The organism is Desulfovibrio sp., assembly GCF_018379785.1.
Taxonomy (GTDB): Bacteria; Desulfobacterota; Desulfovibrionia; order Desulfovibrionales; family Desulfovibrionaceae; genus Desulfovibrio.
The window spans coordinates 1-13,815 of record NZ_JAGZUV010000005.1; the positions used below are offsets into that span (position 1 = coordinate 1).

Annotated in this window: 17 protein-coding genes and 1 pseudogene; 9 read left to right on the forward strand and 9 right to left on the reverse strand. The window is 59.3% G+C overall.

What is annotated here, in order from left to right; genetic code table 11:
- Window positions 1-168, reverse strand: a pseudogene (locus tag KH208_RS01705) (helix-turn-helix domain-containing protein); the annotation flags it as partial.
- 127 nt (window positions 169-295) lie between these two features.
- Between KH208_RS01705 and KH208_RS01710 the strand changes: the two are divergent.
- Window positions 296-829, forward strand: coding sequence for a helix-turn-helix transcriptional regulator (locus KH208_RS01710; RefSeq protein WP_291433259.1), 534 nt, complete (start codon window positions 296-298; stop codon window positions 827-829).
- Window positions 830-889: 60 nt separating this feature from the next.
- Entirely contained in the window at window positions 890-1,441 is a 552-nt protein-coding gene (locus tag KH208_RS01715) for a DNA-binding protein (RefSeq protein WP_291433261.1), read from the forward strand.
- Window positions 1,442-1,947: 506 nt separating this feature from the next.
- On the opposite strand, the gene KH208_RS01720 is transcribed toward KH208_RS01715, so the two are convergent.
- Window positions 1,948-2,940: a GyrI-like domain-containing protein gene (locus KH208_RS01720; RefSeq protein WP_291433262.1), complete on the reverse strand. Its 993-nt coding sequence runs from the start codon at window positions 2,938-2,940 to the stop codon at window positions 1,948-1,950.
- A 298-nt stretch (window positions 2,941-3,238) separates the two neighbouring features.
- Between KH208_RS01720 and KH208_RS01725 the strand changes: the two genes are divergently transcribed.
- Window positions 3,239-3,646, forward strand: coding sequence for a thioesterase (locus tag KH208_RS01725; RefSeq protein ID WP_291433263.1), 408 nt, complete (start codon window positions 3,239-3,241; stop codon window positions 3,644-3,646).
- 186 nt (window positions 3,647-3,832) lie between these two features.
- Window positions 3,833-4,381 (forward strand): NADPH-dependent FMN reductase, encoded by a 549-nt coding sequence (locus tag KH208_RS01730; protein ID WP_291433264.1) that lies wholly within the window; start codon window positions 3,833-3,835, stop codon window positions 4,379-4,381.
- A 120-nt stretch (window positions 4,382-4,501) separates the two neighbouring features.
- Here the strand turns inward: KH208_RS01730 and KH208_RS01735 are convergent, their stop codons facing one another.
- The 4 genes from KH208_RS01735 to rnhA are packed head-to-tail and all read right to left on the reverse strand — an operon-like array spanning window position 4,502 to window position 7,714.
- Window positions 4,502-5,797: a hypothetical protein gene (locus KH208_RS01735; RefSeq protein ID WP_291433266.1), complete on the reverse strand. Its 1,296-nt coding sequence runs from the start codon at window positions 5,795-5,797 to the stop codon at window positions 4,502-4,504.
- Window positions 5,794-6,234 (reverse strand): C-GCAxxG-C-C family protein, encoded by a 441-nt coding sequence (locus tag KH208_RS01740; protein ID WP_291433268.1) that lies wholly within the window; start codon window positions 6,232-6,234, stop codon window positions 5,794-5,796. Before KH208_RS01740 ends, KH208_RS01735 begins: the two co-directional genes overlap by 4 nt.
- A gap of 12 nt (window positions 6,235-6,246) precedes the next feature.
- A complete protein-coding gene (locus KH208_RS01745; protein WP_291433270.1) occupies window positions 6,247-7,221 on the reverse strand; it encodes a hypothetical protein in 975 nt (324 codons plus the stop codon).
- A 13-nt stretch (window positions 7,222-7,234) separates the two neighbouring features.
- Window positions 7,235-7,714 (reverse strand): ribonuclease HI, encoded by a 480-nt coding sequence (gene rnhA, locus KH208_RS01750; RefSeq protein WP_291433272.1) that lies wholly within the window; start codon window positions 7,712-7,714, stop codon window positions 7,235-7,237.
- Between the two features lie 164 nt (window positions 7,715-7,878).
- Between rnhA and KH208_RS01755 the strand changes: the two genes are divergently transcribed.
- The 4 genes from KH208_RS01755 to ltnD all read left to right on the forward strand — a co-directional run bounded on the left by KH208_RS01755 (window position 7,879) and on the right by ltnD (window position 10,340).
- Complete coding sequence (locus KH208_RS01755; protein WP_009303380.1) at window positions 7,879-8,061, forward strand: hypothetical protein; 183 nt, start codon at window positions 7,879-7,881, stop codon at window positions 8,059-8,061.
- 72 nt (window positions 8,062-8,133) lie between these two features.
- Window positions 8,134-8,538 (forward strand): hypothetical protein, encoded by a 405-nt coding sequence (locus KH208_RS01760; RefSeq protein WP_367114932.1) that lies wholly within the window; start codon window positions 8,134-8,136, stop codon window positions 8,536-8,538.
- Window positions 8,539-8,625: 87 nt separating this feature from the next.
- Window positions 8,626-9,417, forward strand: a complete 792-nt coding sequence (otnI, locus tag KH208_RS01765; protein WP_291433277.1) for a 2-oxo-tetronate isomerase — start codon at window positions 8,626-8,628, stop codon at window positions 9,415-9,417.
- Between the two features lie 29 nt (window positions 9,418-9,446).
- Window positions 9,447-10,340, forward strand: coding sequence for an L-threonate dehydrogenase (ltnD, locus tag KH208_RS01770; RefSeq protein WP_291433279.1), 894 nt, complete (start codon window positions 9,447-9,449; stop codon window positions 10,338-10,340).
- 29 nt (window positions 10,341-10,369) lie between these two features.
- On the opposite strand, the gene KH208_RS01775 is transcribed toward ltnD, so the two are convergent.
- Window positions 10,370-10,567, reverse strand: a complete 198-nt coding sequence (locus KH208_RS01775; RefSeq protein WP_291433281.1) for a hypothetical protein — start codon at window positions 10,565-10,567, stop codon at window positions 10,370-10,372.
- A gap of 268 nt (window positions 10,568-10,835) precedes the next feature.
- Between KH208_RS01775 and KH208_RS01780 the strand changes: the two genes are divergently transcribed.
- Window positions 10,836-11,744 (forward strand): AraC family transcriptional regulator, encoded by a 909-nt coding sequence (locus KH208_RS01780; RefSeq protein ID WP_291433283.1) that lies wholly within the window; start codon window positions 10,836-10,838, stop codon window positions 11,742-11,744.
- 79 nt (window positions 11,745-11,823) lie between these two features.
- Here KH208_RS01780 and KH208_RS01785 read toward each other — a convergent pair whose 3' ends face one another.
- Both KH208_RS01785 and KH208_RS01790 read right to left on the reverse strand, forming a co-directional pair.
- Entirely contained in the window at window positions 11,824-12,339 is a 516-nt protein-coding gene (locus KH208_RS01785; protein WP_291433285.1) for a hypothetical protein, read from the reverse strand.
- Window positions 12,320-13,735: an HD domain-containing protein gene (locus tag KH208_RS01790; RefSeq protein ID WP_291433287.1), complete on the reverse strand. Its 1,416-nt coding sequence runs from the start codon at window positions 13,733-13,735 to the stop codon at window positions 12,320-12,322. Before KH208_RS01790 ends, KH208_RS01785 begins: the two co-directional genes overlap by 20 nt.
- Window positions 13,736-13,815 lie beyond the last annotated feature (80 nt).

A 13,815-nucleotide genomic window follows, 5' to 3' on the forward strand; every position in this document is an offset into this window, starting at 1 on the left:
CAGCTTTTCAAAGAGCGTCATATACCAGGCCCCCGGCACGGATTGCCGTCTTTTGGCGTCGGCAATGCTCGATTGCCTGATCGCAAGGATTTCAGCCAGGTCGTTTTGGGTGCGGGTGCGGGTTACAGCCTTAATCCGCTCTATCGTTTTTTCATAGATATGATCCATTTCATACTCCCCGCGAATAGAATTTGTATGATCGCCCTTGTTTCAAAAAATATAACATTTTTGGGTTAATTCAAAGTATGATTTAGACCGTCTAGCTTGATTCAGTATTTTCTGGCAATAATTTTTAATGGGTAAAAAAGTATGTATTTTTGGCCGGTTATTTCGAGAAGTCCGGAGAAACAGCGAACTTTCTCAATGGAATGCTTCAGTTAAGGCCGGAATTCATCTCAGTAGTGTCCACCAAATTGAAGCAGGCCATCAGGAGCCGCGCATCCTTGTGGCGATGCGGCTTGTCAGTGCATGCGGCGCGGATTTGAATTCTTTTTTTTCAGAATTAGCTGAAAGAATGGGTTTGTATTCTCATGCGGTACGAACAAATTCTTTCATGGAAGAACTGGAAAAAGGCAAAACTTCTTATTCTTCTGAATCCGTTGAAATTACCGGATATGGGGGCTTACTGCGCTACTGTCGAACCCAAAAGGGACTGTCCCAGAAGACTATAGCAAACAGCATTCATTACGACTTAAGAAGCTTGCAGCGCGTTGAGAAAGGAGAACAAGAGCCGAAGGTAACGACTGCGGTGAAGCTCGTTGCCGCAGTCGAAATGCCACCGGGGCAGTTCTTTGAGTGGTTAGGATTTTTTTTATCCCATATTGGGTAAATACCAAGTATGCTTTCAACCATCTAGTATGATTTCAGGCTTTGGGGCATTTGCTATGACATGGGCAAGGAATCATGCATATTCGGCAGCCTTTTTCAGGCAGTTCGTTCTCAAACCACGTTGTCACAGTGGGAGATTTCCGTCAGGGCGGGAACCCATCTGAGCAATGTGAATCAAGTAGAAGCCGGAAATCAAGAACCTAATGTTATTATTGCAGTAAAGATGCTTCTTGCCGCAAATGCCGATATACAATCTTTTTTTACTTCTTTATCATCACAATTATTGCAATCTATTGAATCTTCAAAAATTCCTGTCTTGTCTCAAGATGAATTTAAAAAAGAATTAAATTCCACTTCTCTCCCATCAGATGAGACTAAATTTTTTGGAATACTTTTATTTAAATGCAGATCTATAACAAATTTATCACAAAATTACATTTCTTCTATAGCAAAATATGACCATAGAAGCCTGCAAAGAGTAGAAAAAGGGATACAAATTCCCGGCGTTATTAATGCAACAAAGATTGTTGCAGCCACAGGTATTGATGTTGGAATATTTTTTGATATTTTTAGCAAAAAATTGCAAGAAATAAATTCAATAAAAAATAAATAAAAAATATACAATATATAGCAATATCATTATCAAATTATATACAGAGTGACGATTAAAGACTTGTTTGATGAGCGCGCTGTTTCCCATAAACAAACAGGCCGACACGTTTCCTCATCGGCCTGACTGAGTTTTACACGTTTTCTTCAACTCCGCGGCGGCTCTTTATCCCCAATCCCCCACCTTCCAAGATGCTAACTTAAAGATTCTGATTGACAGCGCCCGGCCCGTTCGACGGGGCACCACATCCACCTGGACTACGAGCGGCCCGGTTGCACAGATCGAGAGAGTGCCCGCTACCGGAGTTTAAGCGGCAGGCCGGATGCAATACAGCATTTTCAGTGGGGAGAGGAATGAAGGAAGCCTGCCCGCTCCCCCGGCAAAAAGGGACCAGTCGCGCGGCAGCCGGGATGTCCCCACCGCCAGGGTATAACAAGCCCCGGTCGCGACGAAAATCGTGACCGGGGCTTGTTATGACAGTATTTCCCCCTGCTTCCTTGCGCGAAGCGTCAGTCCTGCCGCCGCACCATAAGACAGATGCTCACGTCACAAGCCAAGTCGGGATCTTCGCTGCAGACCAGAGGCGGATGATAGTATTCAAAGCCCGGCCCTGTGACTTCATAGCCGCTCTGCGGCAACCAGACGCCGATCAGTTCATTCCAGGCCGCCGTATACTCATCCATGCGGATGGGCCGCCGGTAGCAGGCATACAGCCCGGCGGGCAGGCTTTGCAGGCAAATGCCCTCCTGCGCCAGGGCCTGCTCGTCCGCCGCGAAGCCTTGGGGCAGCACCACGCAGGCGTCATAGCGGCAGCGCTCGGGCGGGGTCAAAGAGGGATTGTCCCAACTGACGCCCAGTGCCGCCGTGTCCGGTCCCGGCAGGCCGTTTTTTCCGGCCCACGCCATGATCCTTTCCCAAGCCTGAGCCAGGGCCGGGCCGTACGGGCCGATCTGCCGCACATAGGCCACGCGGTATTCCGGCAATTGTTTCACATCCACTTTCATGTCCTCTCCTTTGGCCAGTACGGCCAGGTTGGGTTCAAGCTGCACGCGGGCCGCAGCGCCCGCCTGGTCCGTGGTATACGTCAGATCATAGGGGCGCGCGTTTCCCGGCTTGCGCTTTTGGCCCGGCGGCACGGGCGGCGTCCCCTGCCCACAGGCCGCGCGGAACGCGCCGGGGCTCATGCCCATCCATTCTCGGAACACGCGGGCGAAATTCTGGGAGGAGGAAAAGCCGCAGGCCAGGGCAACGGCCGTGATGTTCAGGCTTGAGGAAAAACGCAGCAGATTGGCGGCTGTTTCCAGGCGCAGCCGACGGATACAGGCCGCCAGGGTTTCGCCGGTCATGGCGCTGAATACCCGATGTAGATGGAAGGGCGAGAGGCAGGCAATCCCGGCCAGCTCTTCCAGGGAAAAAACGCGCGCCGGATCAGCTGAAACGGCGTTCAGAATTTTGTTGATGCGTTGCTCGTAGGAAAAATGCGTGGACGCGCGGCGCGCCATACTGACTCCTGTTTCCGGTGTCTGATTGCAAAAATTTCGAGCATAGCCATGCTCTCAATTTTCACAGGATCGTCAGCGAAAAAACGTGATTTTCGCTGACTCTCGGCGGTTGCGCCGCCGCAAAACCTGTAGAGTCTTGCGCGCCTGGTTTTTCACATCAGGCATTGGTTTCAAGCGGCTTGCCCGCGCGGGCGTTTCCGCGCGCCGGGCTTGAATCCACGCCTTTACTCTTGACATGAAGGCCGCCCCCCGGACAAGACATATCTGAACAGTTTTTAATCTGATATGAGGTAGATAGATGAAAACAGCATTGCAAGTGGGGCTGAAAGGCCAGTCGGAAACAGTGGTCGGCAAGGAGCTTCTGGCCAGCGAGGTGGGCAGCGGCCTGGTGATGGTGTATTCCACGGCCATGATGATTGCGGGCATGGAAGGCACAGCCGTGGCCTCGGTGCAGGACGCGCTGGAGGAAGGCCAGACCACGGTGGGCACGCGCGTCGATGTCGCGCATCTTGCGGCCACGCCCTGCGGCATGAAGGTCCGCTTCGTCACGGAACTGGCCGCCATCTCGCCCAACGGCAAGGGACTGACCTTCAATGTGGCGGCTTATGACGAGGCCGGGCTCATCGGCGAAGGCGTGCACGAACGGGTGGTGGTCAACAAGGAAAAATTCGAGAGCAGAACCAGGGATAAGGCCCGCCAGGCCTGAGTCCCGCTGCCGAGGGACGCCGCCCTTCTTCGTGCGGCCGCTTGCGGCATTGCGGGATTGCGGCGGGAACCGGCAGTGGGCTTTCCCGCAAAAATCGTGTACGCTGCATACACAACGCGGATCGCGGGCTCAGGCTCGGGGCCGGGCACAAGCGAACCGCAGACCATATATCCCCAGGAGTACACGATGGATACGCTTACGTTTGTGGGCATGACGGGCAGTCTGCGCCGCGCCTCACGCAACAAAGGCCTGCTGCGCTGTTGCGCCGCGCACCTGCCGGAAGGCGTGCGCATGGAAATCGCGGATATTTCCGCCCTGCCCTTTTATAATGAAGATATAGAAAAACCCCAAGCCGTCAAAGATCTGGTCGCCCAGGTGACCGCCGCCGACGCCCTGGTGCTGGCCTGCCCGGAATACAATTATTCCATGGCCCCGGCCCTGAAAAACGCGCTGGACTGGCTCTCGCGCGAGCCAAATCTGGCCCCGCTCAACGGCAAGCCCGCCTGCCTGCTGGGAGCGGGCGGCGGCATGGGCACGGCGCGCAGCCAGTACCAGATGCGCCAGACCTGCGTATATCTGAACCTGCTTCTGCTGAACAAGCCGGAATTCTTTTCCAACGCCTTTTCTCCGGCTTTTGACGCCGACGGCGATCTCGTTGACGAGGGGCTGGTCAAGCAGGTAGCCGCGCTGATGCAGGCTCTGGCCGACTGGACGCGCTTTCTGAAAAACGCCTAGCGTTCCGCATGGACGCCCCGCGCCGGAAGTCCGGCCGGAAGCCGACGGCAGCGGATACTAACAGGCAGGCCATGGGATACGCCCACGCCTGCCTGTTAGCATTTTTTGGAGGAGAGTGCCTTACCCCGACGAAACCACCTTGCGTACCAGCAACTCGTCGTCCGGCCAGATACGGCGGTCCGGGGTGAGCAGTTCGCCCTGACGGGCCACCAGGGCGGTTTCCTCGGCCAGGCCCAGAGCTTCCAGCAACTGGCGAGCTGTTTTGGGTCTGGGCAGGGAAAGGCGGCGTTCCTCGGGCTGCACAAGCACGATGACGCGCGCGCCGCCGTGCTCCGGCCTGACGATCTGGATGTGGTTTTCCGCTTCGGTTGCCGTCATGGATGTTTCTCCGTTCCGCATGCAAAGGTTATCCTCAATCTCCCGCCCGTCGCCGTCACGGACCGCATATCCGGCACGCCGAAGCAGCCGCACGGCCCCGGCGGCGGAAAAGGCCTGCCAGTCCCGCTCGGACGGTGCGCTGTCGCGCGGAATGGCTCCTTTTTCCACCACCACGATATTGGCTCCGGCGGTCATATTTTCCAGAGCGGCCGGATGCGCGCAGACTCCGGCCAGACGCCCGCCCCCGGCTAGGCGGAAAATCGCGGCCAGCTGAGCCAGACGCGCCGGGCTCAAGGGCGGCTGGTCGCCCAGGGGCGTGCCCGGCACGGGCACTCGGGCCATAACGCCGGAAATGCTCGCTCCCGTGGTCATGATCCGCAAAAAACAGTCCGCCAGTTCCTGATCCGCGTGTTCCGGGCCCACCGGCTCCACCAGGGCCACCAAACGCAGGCCCGCGCGAACCGCCGCCAGCATGGCGGCTTCGCGCACATCCGGGTCAAAGGCCGTATCCCGCCCCTCGCGCACGCGGATGGTGTGATAAACGCCCGAACCACCGGCCCGGCGCACGGCCAAAGCCGCGTCCGCGTCAAACTCGCCGGTGTTCAGAATGATCTCATAGCCGCCGGGCACGGCCTTGCGGATGGCGGCCAGCATGCCGCAGAGCGCGTCCAGGCCGTAGAACTGAGTGGTGCGCAGCACGACGAAACGCGCGCCCGCTTCAACATAGGCCCGCGCGTGGGAGATGACCTCCGCCTCCGTGTAACTGTGCGGCGCGTCGATAAGCCTCCAGGCTTCCCCCAGGGAACAGAAGGCGCAGTTCATGGGGCAGGGCGTATAGTCCAGGCCCAGCGCGCCCCAGAGGTACGCGCGGCCCCCATCCAGAGCCAGGGCGGCCTTGTGCGCGGCATGGCGCAGATACAGGGCCTCATCCGAGGCCGGAGGCACGGCCAGCAGTTCCAGCAGGGCCTCCCGCTCCAGAGCCTCGCCGCGCAGGCAGCGCCGCAGGGCCATGTCCGCCAAGGCCCGCGCTACGCTCACAGCAAATCCTCAAGCATATCGCAGGCGGCACAGACCAGAGGCGCGCAGACCGAGGCGAAAAGGCCTTTTTCCACAATCAGGGCGCGCTGCTCGGGAATGGTGAGGTCATAGCCCAGAATCTCCCGGCAAAGCAGGCCGTTATGGGCCTCGGCAAAGGCGGCGGTAAAGGCGTCCCGCCGGGCGTACAGACTCCGCTGCTCGGCGCGCGAGCACGCGCCGCCGTGACCGTGGGCCAGGCCCAGAACCATGAGCGCGCCCGTCACGCAACCGCAGACATCCGCCCGGCCCAGGCCGGAGCCGAAGCAGGACGCCGTGCGCAGCGCCACGTCCGGCGCGATGCCCAGGCGGTCGGCAAAGTGCGCGAAGACCTGTTGCGCGCAGACGATGTGCTGTCCGAAATCGGCCTGTGACTCCGCCACGGTTTTGCTCTTGGTCATGCCCTCTCCTCCTTACGAGAAATAATACAGCAGCGTCACCAGCACCATGCTGAAGGCGCGCAGGCCCTGATTGGCCAGAATCAGGCGCAGGGCCAGGGCCGGGCGGAAAAATCCCGTGTAGGACGGCAGTTGGTGCCGGATGGCGCGCATGGGCGTGGACAGGATGTTGCCCACCATCAGGGCCAGCACCACGTCGCGCGGCGAAAGCGCCCCGGTCTGGAGCACGCTGCCCGCCGCGCCCAGGGCCGCGCCCAGCTCGGCGGCCAGATGCAGCACGATGATGCCCATGGCCTGCGGCTTGAGAAAAGAGAGCCACCCCATATGGGCGGCCAGCCATTCCTCGGCCAGATTGAAAAAACCATAGAGCTGCAAGAGATACATCAGCACATAGACCGGCACCGTAAAGTATACCAGCTTGGGCAGACGGCGGAGAAAACGCTTCCAGGCCTTGCGCAGCGCCGCGCCCCAGTCCGTGCGCGTGTCGTCGTCCGCCTTGCAGACCAGACAGCCCGGCGGAGGCGGCGGCAGCAGGCGGCGCGACAGCAGCACGGTAAAACCGGTGCGCCCGGCGGCGGCCAGCAGGGTAAGCCCCACATAGGTCACGGCGGGCGCGCCCAGCACCGGCCAGGTCAGCAGAAAAATGGTGGGCGTATGTACCAGATAGGCGGGCAGGCTGTTGAACAGGTTCGCCAGCATCAGCTCGCGGCCCGAAATTTCACCCGCGCCGTGGCTGTCGGACAAAAGGCCGTTGGCCGCCGCCGGGGAGACAAAAGCCAGGGAAAACGACGCCCCGGCCACTTCGCGCAGATGGGCCGTGCGGGCCAGGGGCGCGGCCAGACGCGCCAGATAGCGCGTCCAGCGCAACGCCTCCAATAAATTGGCGATAAGCAGACCCACGGCCAGCCCCAGCAAAAGGCGCAGCAGGGGCCAGAACAGGGCGTGCCAGAGGGCGGCCAGGGAAAAGGGGGCGTCGGGGCTCGGCAGCATGGCGCTACGGGTCTCAGGCGTCTTCGGGGCTGAAGCCGGGGTCCGGCGGCAGATCCCGCCGCCCCGCGTAGGTGCGGGCCAGAACGTCGCAGCGTTCGTTTTCCGCATGGCCCGCATGGCCGCGCAGCCAATGCAGACGCACCGTATGCCGCCCCAGCTCGGGCAGCAGTTTTTGCCAGAGATCCACGTTCTTGACCGGCTTTTTGTCCGCCTTGACCCAGTTTTTCTTCTGCCAGGACTTGAGCCAGCCTTTTTCCACCGCATTGCGGACGTATTGCGAATCCGTATAAAGCTCCACCGCGCAGGGCTCCCTGAGTGCGGCCAGGGCTTCCAGCACGCCGGTGATCTCCATGCGGTTGTTGGTGGTCAGGCGGAAGCCGCCCGCCAGTTCCTTGCGGTGATCCGTGCCTTCCAGACAGAGCACGGCGGCCCAGCCGCCGGGGCCGGGATTGCCCAGGCAGGAGCCGTCGGTATGGATAACGACCTGCTTCATCGACTGTTTGCATCCTTGCTGTTGCGTTGGGAAATTGCCATGGCGGCAGCATACACGTCTCGCGCCGGGCGGGCAAATGCGGTGGGGAGGGAGCAGGCAGGTTCATCTACGGGTCTGTTGACCATCCGGTACGCACTTCGTATTCTACGACAAAGGAGATCGCCATGCAGCTGACCCTGGAAGAAATCGTCATGATTGCCGTGGAAAATCAGCACATCATCCTTGAGCAGGAATTAAAAAAAGGCGTGCCGCTGAACTATCTTGACGACAATGGGCAGTATGTCCTGCGTTATCCTGACGGACATATGGAGGCAGCAGACCTGCCGGAAATCCGGCAGGCAGGATGACGTATGCCCCGGCTGCTGTGCATCTGCGGCCCCAACGGGGCCGGCAAGAGCACGTTTTCCCGAGCCATTGCCATGCGGGAAAACCTGCTGGTCATTGATCCGGATAAACTTGCGGCGGAAGGGCTTTCACCCATTGCCGCAGGCAAAGCCGCCGCGCGCATGAGCCGCCTCTTTCTTCAGGAAGGCGTCTCCTTTGCTCGTGAATCCACACTGACGTCACATTTTGATTTCGTGCTGATGGGAGAAGCCAAGCGGCTTGGTTATGAAGTGGAGCCTGTCTATATCCGCCTGGCTTCCCCCGCCTTGGCTTTGGAGCGGGTCGCCGCACGCATGGGCCGTGGCGGACACGGCGTTCCGTCTCAGGATGTGGTACGACGTTTTTCGCGAAGTCTCGAAAACCTGTCCAAGGCTGTGAGACTGGCCGATAAGGTCACAATTCTGGATAATTCCTCCGGCAACTATATCAAATTCGCATAGCTTGCACGCGTCCGCGAAGAACCCGATTTCCCTTGGGGAGCCGGGTCAATGAAGCGGCCCGGCCCGCCATGTCGCCAAGGAGAGATTATGCCTGTTTTCGCCGCCAATCTGACCATGATGTTCACGGAACTGCCCTTTCCTGACCGCTTCAGCGCGGCGGCGGATCAGGGCTTTCAGTGGGTGGAGTTTCTTTTCCCCTATGATTTCGCACCCGAGGCCTTGGCCCGCGCTCTGGAGCGCAACGGCCTGCGGCAGGCCCTTTTCAATCTGCCGCCCGGCGACTGGGCCGCCGGGGAGCGCGGCCTGGCCTGCCTGCCGGGCAGGGAAAAGGAATTCGACGACGCCGTGGAAAAAGCCGTGCCGTACGCCAAAGCCCTGAACTGCCCGCGCCTGCACGTCATGGCGGGGAATCGCCCCCCGGCTGTTCCGGATGCCGTGCCGGAACAGACATATCTGGCGAGCATCCGGCGGGCGGCGCAGCGTCTGGCCGACGAAGGCCTGGAGCTCTGCCTGGAACCCATCAACCACTACAGCATGCCGGGCTATTTCCTGCGCACCCAGGAGCAGGCCGCCGCCTGCATCGAAACGCTGGGCCTGCCCAACGTGCGTTTGCAATTTGACTTTTTTCACTGCCAGATGGAACAGGGCAACGTCTCCGGGCGGCTGCGGCGTTTTTTCCCGCTTGTGGGGCACTGCCAGCTGGCGGGCGTACCTGAACGGCACGAGCCGGATCAGGGCGAGCTCCACTATCCCTGTCTGTTCGCCCTGCTGGACGAGCTGGGCTATCAGGGCGTGGTGGGTTGCGAGTATATTCCGGCGGGCGATACCGCAAAAGGCCTGTCCTGGGCTCGCGCCCACGGCCTGACGCCCCGGCGCTGAGACATTTTTTCAGACACAAGGAGCATTCTATGCCGCAACGGACATACGCTGTCGTCGGCTTGGGCGCCATCGGCCTGGGCATGGCGCAATCCCTGCTGCGCGCGGGTCTGAACACCATCGGCTGCAACCGCGGCCCCAGGCCTCTGGAAATCTTCGCCGCCGACGGCGGCCGGACCACCCATGACGCAGCCGAAGCAGCGAAGGCGGCGGATGTGTTTTTTCTGGCCGTGGTCAACGCCGCGCAGGTGGAGGACGTGCTCTTCGGCCGGGGGCAGGCGGCGCGGGCCCTGAAACCGGGCAGCCTGGTCATCGACTGCGTCACGGTCAAACCCGCCTTTGCCCGGGAGATGGAACGTCGCCTGGCCGAACTCGGCCTGCTCTATCTGGACGCGCCGGTTTCCGGGGGCCCGGCCCAGTCCGCCGCCGGGCAACTGAGCATCATGGCCTCGGGCGGGCCCGAGGCTTTCGCCGGAGCGGAAACCGGGCTCAAGGCCGTGGCCGCCGTGGTACACCGCTTGGGCAACGAGGCGGGCAAGGGCTCGGCCATGAAGGTGGTCAATCAGCTGCTGGCCGGAACGCATATCGCCGTGGCCGCCGAAGCCATGGCCCTGGGCCTGCGCATGGGCCTGGCGGCCGAGGACGTCTATGCGGTCATCACCAGCGCCGCCGCCAATTCCTGGATGTTTGAAACCCGTATGAAGCACGTGCTCAGCGGCGATTATACGCCGCTGAGCGCCGTGGACATCTTTGTCAAGGATCTGGGCATCGTCAGCGAGACCACGCGTGAGCAAGCCATGCCCGCGCCCTTGGCCGCCGCCGCGCTGCAACAGTTTGTGGCGGCCCAGGCGCGCGGTCTGGGGCGGGAAGCCGACGCGGCCGTGATCAAGACCTTTCCCGGCATCGAACTCCCTTCAAAAAAATGAGGGGCGTCGGCCTCTTCCCCGCACAGCCGTCAGGCGTCGATCCGACGTTGCGTGAAAGGATCGGCGCGATGCCCTTCCAGAGGGACGGCGGCCAGCGCGGAGTCGAACGCCCGCAGTTCCGCCCGGGAAAGCCGCAGCGCGGCCGCAATGACAGGATGCGGCACGCAGATCGCCAACGCGGTCGCCAAGCCCGATGCGTAAAAAATATTGCGAAATTCCACAAACATGCGTTCTCCGGTTGTGTTCATGAGCCGCAATGCGGATATGGGTCGGCTGCCCTGCTCATCCCCGGATTGGGCGGCTGCGGGACATGATCCGGTTATAGTGACGGCGGAAGCCCCGGCATAGAGCGGATTACGGCAAAAAATTGCCTGATTATGTCAAAAGGCTGTACAGTCAAAAAATTCCTTCTTATAAAAATGTCAGTCACAACCGGTTTCCTCGGCGGAATGGGATGCGGAAATGGAAGGGGGCAAGCGAAAAGGCGGAATCGTTATGGAGAAACAGGAACGTGAGAAAGCGGCGGCCGTCAATGAAGAACTGAAACGGCTTCTGCTGCGGCATCTGGAGCAACCGGCCATCCGGCCGACCGCCGTTGCGGGCCTGACCCTGGTCCGTCGCGAAGCCGCCAACAGTTCGGAGCGCTGCTTTGAAAAACCCCTGGCTTCCATTCTCGTGCAGGGCAACAAGCATACGGTCATCGGCACGCACGCATTCAGCATTGCCGCAAAACAATGTCTGGTTTCCGGCGTGGACATGCCCAGCACGTCATATGTTGTTGATCCGACGCCGGAAAAACCTTTTCTGGCGCTTTTCTTTTACCTGGACAGGCAGCTGATTACCGATCTGGCTATGGAAATGGAGCAGGACTTGCCGCCTTCCGGCGAAGACAGCCTGGGCGTGGCGGTTGCCGATGCGGAGCCGGACCTGCTGGAAGGCGCGGTGCGCCTGGTAAAACTTTTGGACAAGCCGGAGCAGATCCCCATGCGCGCGCCCATGATCATGCGCGAGCTGCATTATCTGCTGCTTGCCGGCCCGCAGGGCGGCATTTTGCGGCGACTGCATACGCTGGGAACGCAGAACAACCAGATCGTGCAGGCCATCTCACTGCTGCGGCGCAATGTGACCGCAGCCGTGCGAATGGACGATCTGGCCCGGCGGGTGAATATGTCCGTCTCAAGCCTGCACCGGCATTTTAAGACAGTTACGGGGCTCAGCCCGCTACAGTATCACAAGCAGTTGCGTCTGTACGAAGCGCGGCGCCTGATGCTGACGCAGCAGGAAAACGCGACCGGCGCGGCCCTGGCCGTGGGCTATGAAAGCCCCACCCAGTTCAACCGCGAGTACAAACGCATGTTCGGCGAGCCGCCGCATCGGGATATAAGCCGCCGCCACGCGCAGTGACGGAGGGCTCACTTGCAAAAAACGGACAGAAGCCGCCTCCTGCCCGTGAATCTTTTTGCCTGCCCGCTGCCTGTTGTGATCAAATTTCCGGCAGACCGGGAGCAATCCCCCGAAGCTCCTGATAAAGCTGTTTGGCATTTTCCAAACGGCCGTCCTCGGCCTTGTCGGGTTTTCTCCTGGCAGTCTCGCCCCAAGGATCGTCTTCTCCTTCATGAGCCAGATAGGCTGCGGTGGTCGCCAGTTCCAACGTAATGGCGTTGGCTGTTGCCGCCTTGTGGATGAGCGCACCGCGCACAGGCTCGGAAGCTGATGTGGCATTGTGTTCTGAGCTTGTATAAACGGAGTACCTCCCACCCCACTCGGCCCTGTGCTCTTCTTCATGGATACGATTCATGGCAGAGGCCAGAACAGCCGCATGGGCGAGCTCTTCGGAATAGGGGCCATAATGATGGTAGTCAAAGTGAAAACCTTCGCCGTGGCCGGCCAATTCCAGCAAACAGGCCGTCTTTTGCAGACGCGTTCGGCCCACGAGTTTGCCGCCCGCATCGCGGATGATATCCACAATTTTTTCGACGTCATCTTTCTTCGTACACATGTTTTTGCTCCTCAATGGCGTCGTCAACGACTTTTCTGGCGTCCGAATCATCAGAGGCCACGTAAACACGAAAGAATTCAAAGGTTCGGATAGAGAGAATAAGTTCGGAACAGTCCGTAATCTCTATAATGTCTCCCGAAGGCTCCTGAATCAGGATTTGATCGAGCAACGAGCTCTGCCCGTCCTGAAAGCGTTTATACGGATTACGTCGGCCTTCATCCCGTAAAATACGGGGGAAATCCTGACTATGTTCGGCCGACCATTCTCCAAGACGATTTTTGACGGCCTGTTGGGCAATGACAAGCCTTTGTTCGCTATCTTCATTCTTGCCAAGAGCGTGACGCAGCCGCTCACGCACGTCAATGCATTTGAAAAGCCGACGCTCCAGCAGGCGCCTGGCAAAGTCCGCGACAAGTTTGTCTTCTGCTTCGGCCAGCAGTGGCAAAGCACCCATAACCACACTGTCGTCCAGCGCCATTGCCCGTTCCAGTTTTTCCGGTTCTTCGGCAAACAGTTTCAATGGATGGCGAGAGGGAAGATTGGTTTTTGCACAGTCGCCTTCACGCACCAAACTGAAAGCACGCACCAGCAATTCCGAAAAAAGTTTTTCAGCCCCGCGCGTGGCCTTATGAAAATAAACCGTGGGATACATCTGAAACAGGCCGATAATATACGCTTCAGAGGCATGAATCGCTTTGGGGCCGAGCACAAAGGTCTTGCGTTTGCCGCCTTTTGAATCGTCCGCGCTCCAATCCACCTCGCCTATTCTTAAATTGGACAGCAGCCAGGTACAGTCAAGGCTGCCGCCTACCTGAGTGCCCGTCATGATCCGGTCGCGCTGCATATAGTCCAGGCGGTCGGCGTCAAACTGGCTGGAAACCACAGCCCCGTAAATGCCGCGCGATGCGCCGGAAGATTTGATCAAATCCGCTACATTGGCGCTAAAGCCTGTGCCGAATTCATCATCCAAGATTGCCGCGATCTGCCGGTGGCGAATGACCGCGTCACTGACATCTTCATGTTTGGCCAGCTTGAATCCCAGCCGCTTCCCCACATCTTCAAAGGCGTGGCTGAAGGGGCCGTGTCCTATATCGTGCAGCAAAGCGGCGGCCTTGGCGTATCTGCCGAAGGAACTATTATAGTCGCTTTCATCCTTTTGGCGGATGATTTCCAGCAGGCGTTTGGCAATATGGTAGACGCCAAGACTGTGGGAAAAGCGGGTATGCGTGGCCCCCGGATAGACAAGCTCGGAAAAGCCCAATTGCTTGATGCGTCGCAGGCGCTGAAAGTCGGGAGTTTGAATGACGCGCCAGAGCGCCTGATCAAATTGCTTCTCATCAAAAGCAATGAGATTGTGCAGTGGGTCGCGAATCCGCTGTGGCTTGCCCATACGCATGTCTAGACTTTCCGCCCAAAAACGTCAATGCGCTCTTACGGATTTAGGAGCAAACTGATTTTGGAAAAATTCCGCAACCC

What these genes read in the sequence shown, in the direction of transcription:
- KH208_RS01710 (WP_291433259.1), top strand. Translation starts at nt 296, where the DNA reads ATGGGTAAAAAAGTATGTATTTTTGGCCGGTTATTTCGAGAAGTCCGG.
- KH208_RS01715 (WP_291433261.1), top strand. Translation starts at nt 890, where the DNA reads ATGGGCAAGGAATCATGCATATTCGGCAGCCTTTTTCAGGCAGTTCGT.
- KH208_RS01720 (WP_291433262.1), bottom strand. Translation starts at nt 2,940, where the DNA reads ATGGCGCGCCGCGCGTCCACGCATTTTTCCTACGAGCAACGCATCAAC.
- KH208_RS01725 (WP_291433263.1), top strand. Translation starts at nt 3,239, where the DNA reads ATGAAAACAGCATTGCAAGTGGGGCTGAAAGGCCAGTCGGAAACAGTG.
- KH208_RS01730 (WP_291433264.1), top strand. Translation starts at nt 3,833, where the DNA reads ATGGATACGCTTACGTTTGTGGGCATGACGGGCAGTCTGCGCCGCGCC.
- KH208_RS01740 (WP_291433268.1), bottom strand. Translation starts at nt 6,234, where the DNA reads ATGACCAAGAGCAAAACCGTGGCGGAGTCACAGGCCGATTTCGGACAG.
- KH208_RS01745 (WP_291433270.1), bottom strand. Translation starts at nt 7,221, where the DNA reads ATGCTGCCGAGCCCCGACGCCCCCTTTTCCCTGGCCGCCCTCTGGCAC.
- rnhA (WP_291433272.1), bottom strand. Translation starts at nt 7,714, where the DNA reads ATGAAGCAGGTCGTTATCCATACCGACGGCTCCTGCCTGGGCAATCCC.
- KH208_RS01755 (WP_009303380.1), top strand. Translation starts at nt 7,879, where the DNA reads ATGCAGCTGACCCTGGAAGAAATCGTCATGATTGCCGTGGAAAATCAG.
- KH208_RS01760 (WP_367114932.1), top strand. Translation starts at nt 8,134, where the DNA reads ATGCGGGAAAACCTGCTGGTCATTGATCCGGATAAACTTGCGGCGGAA.
- otnI (WP_291433277.1), top strand. Translation starts at nt 8,626, where the DNA reads ATGCCTGTTTTCGCCGCCAATCTGACCATGATGTTCACGGAACTGCCC.
- ltnD (WP_291433279.1), top strand. Translation starts at nt 9,447, where the DNA reads ATGCCGCAACGGACATACGCTGTCGTCGGCTTGGGCGCCATCGGCCTG.
- KH208_RS01775 (WP_291433281.1), bottom strand. Translation starts at nt 10,567, where the DNA reads ATGTTTGTGGAATTTCGCAATATTTTTTACGCATCGGGCTTGGCGACC.
- KH208_RS01780 (WP_291433283.1), top strand. Translation starts at nt 10,836, where the DNA reads ATGGAGAAACAGGAACGTGAGAAAGCGGCGGCCGTCAATGAAGAACTG.
- KH208_RS01785 (WP_291433285.1), bottom strand. Translation starts at nt 12,339, where the DNA reads ATGTGTACGAAGAAAGATGACGTCGAAAAAATTGTGGATATCATCCGC.
- KH208_RS01790 (WP_291433287.1), bottom strand. Translation starts at nt 13,735, where the DNA reads ATGCGTATGGGCAAGCCACAGCGGATTCGCGACCCACTGCACAATCTC.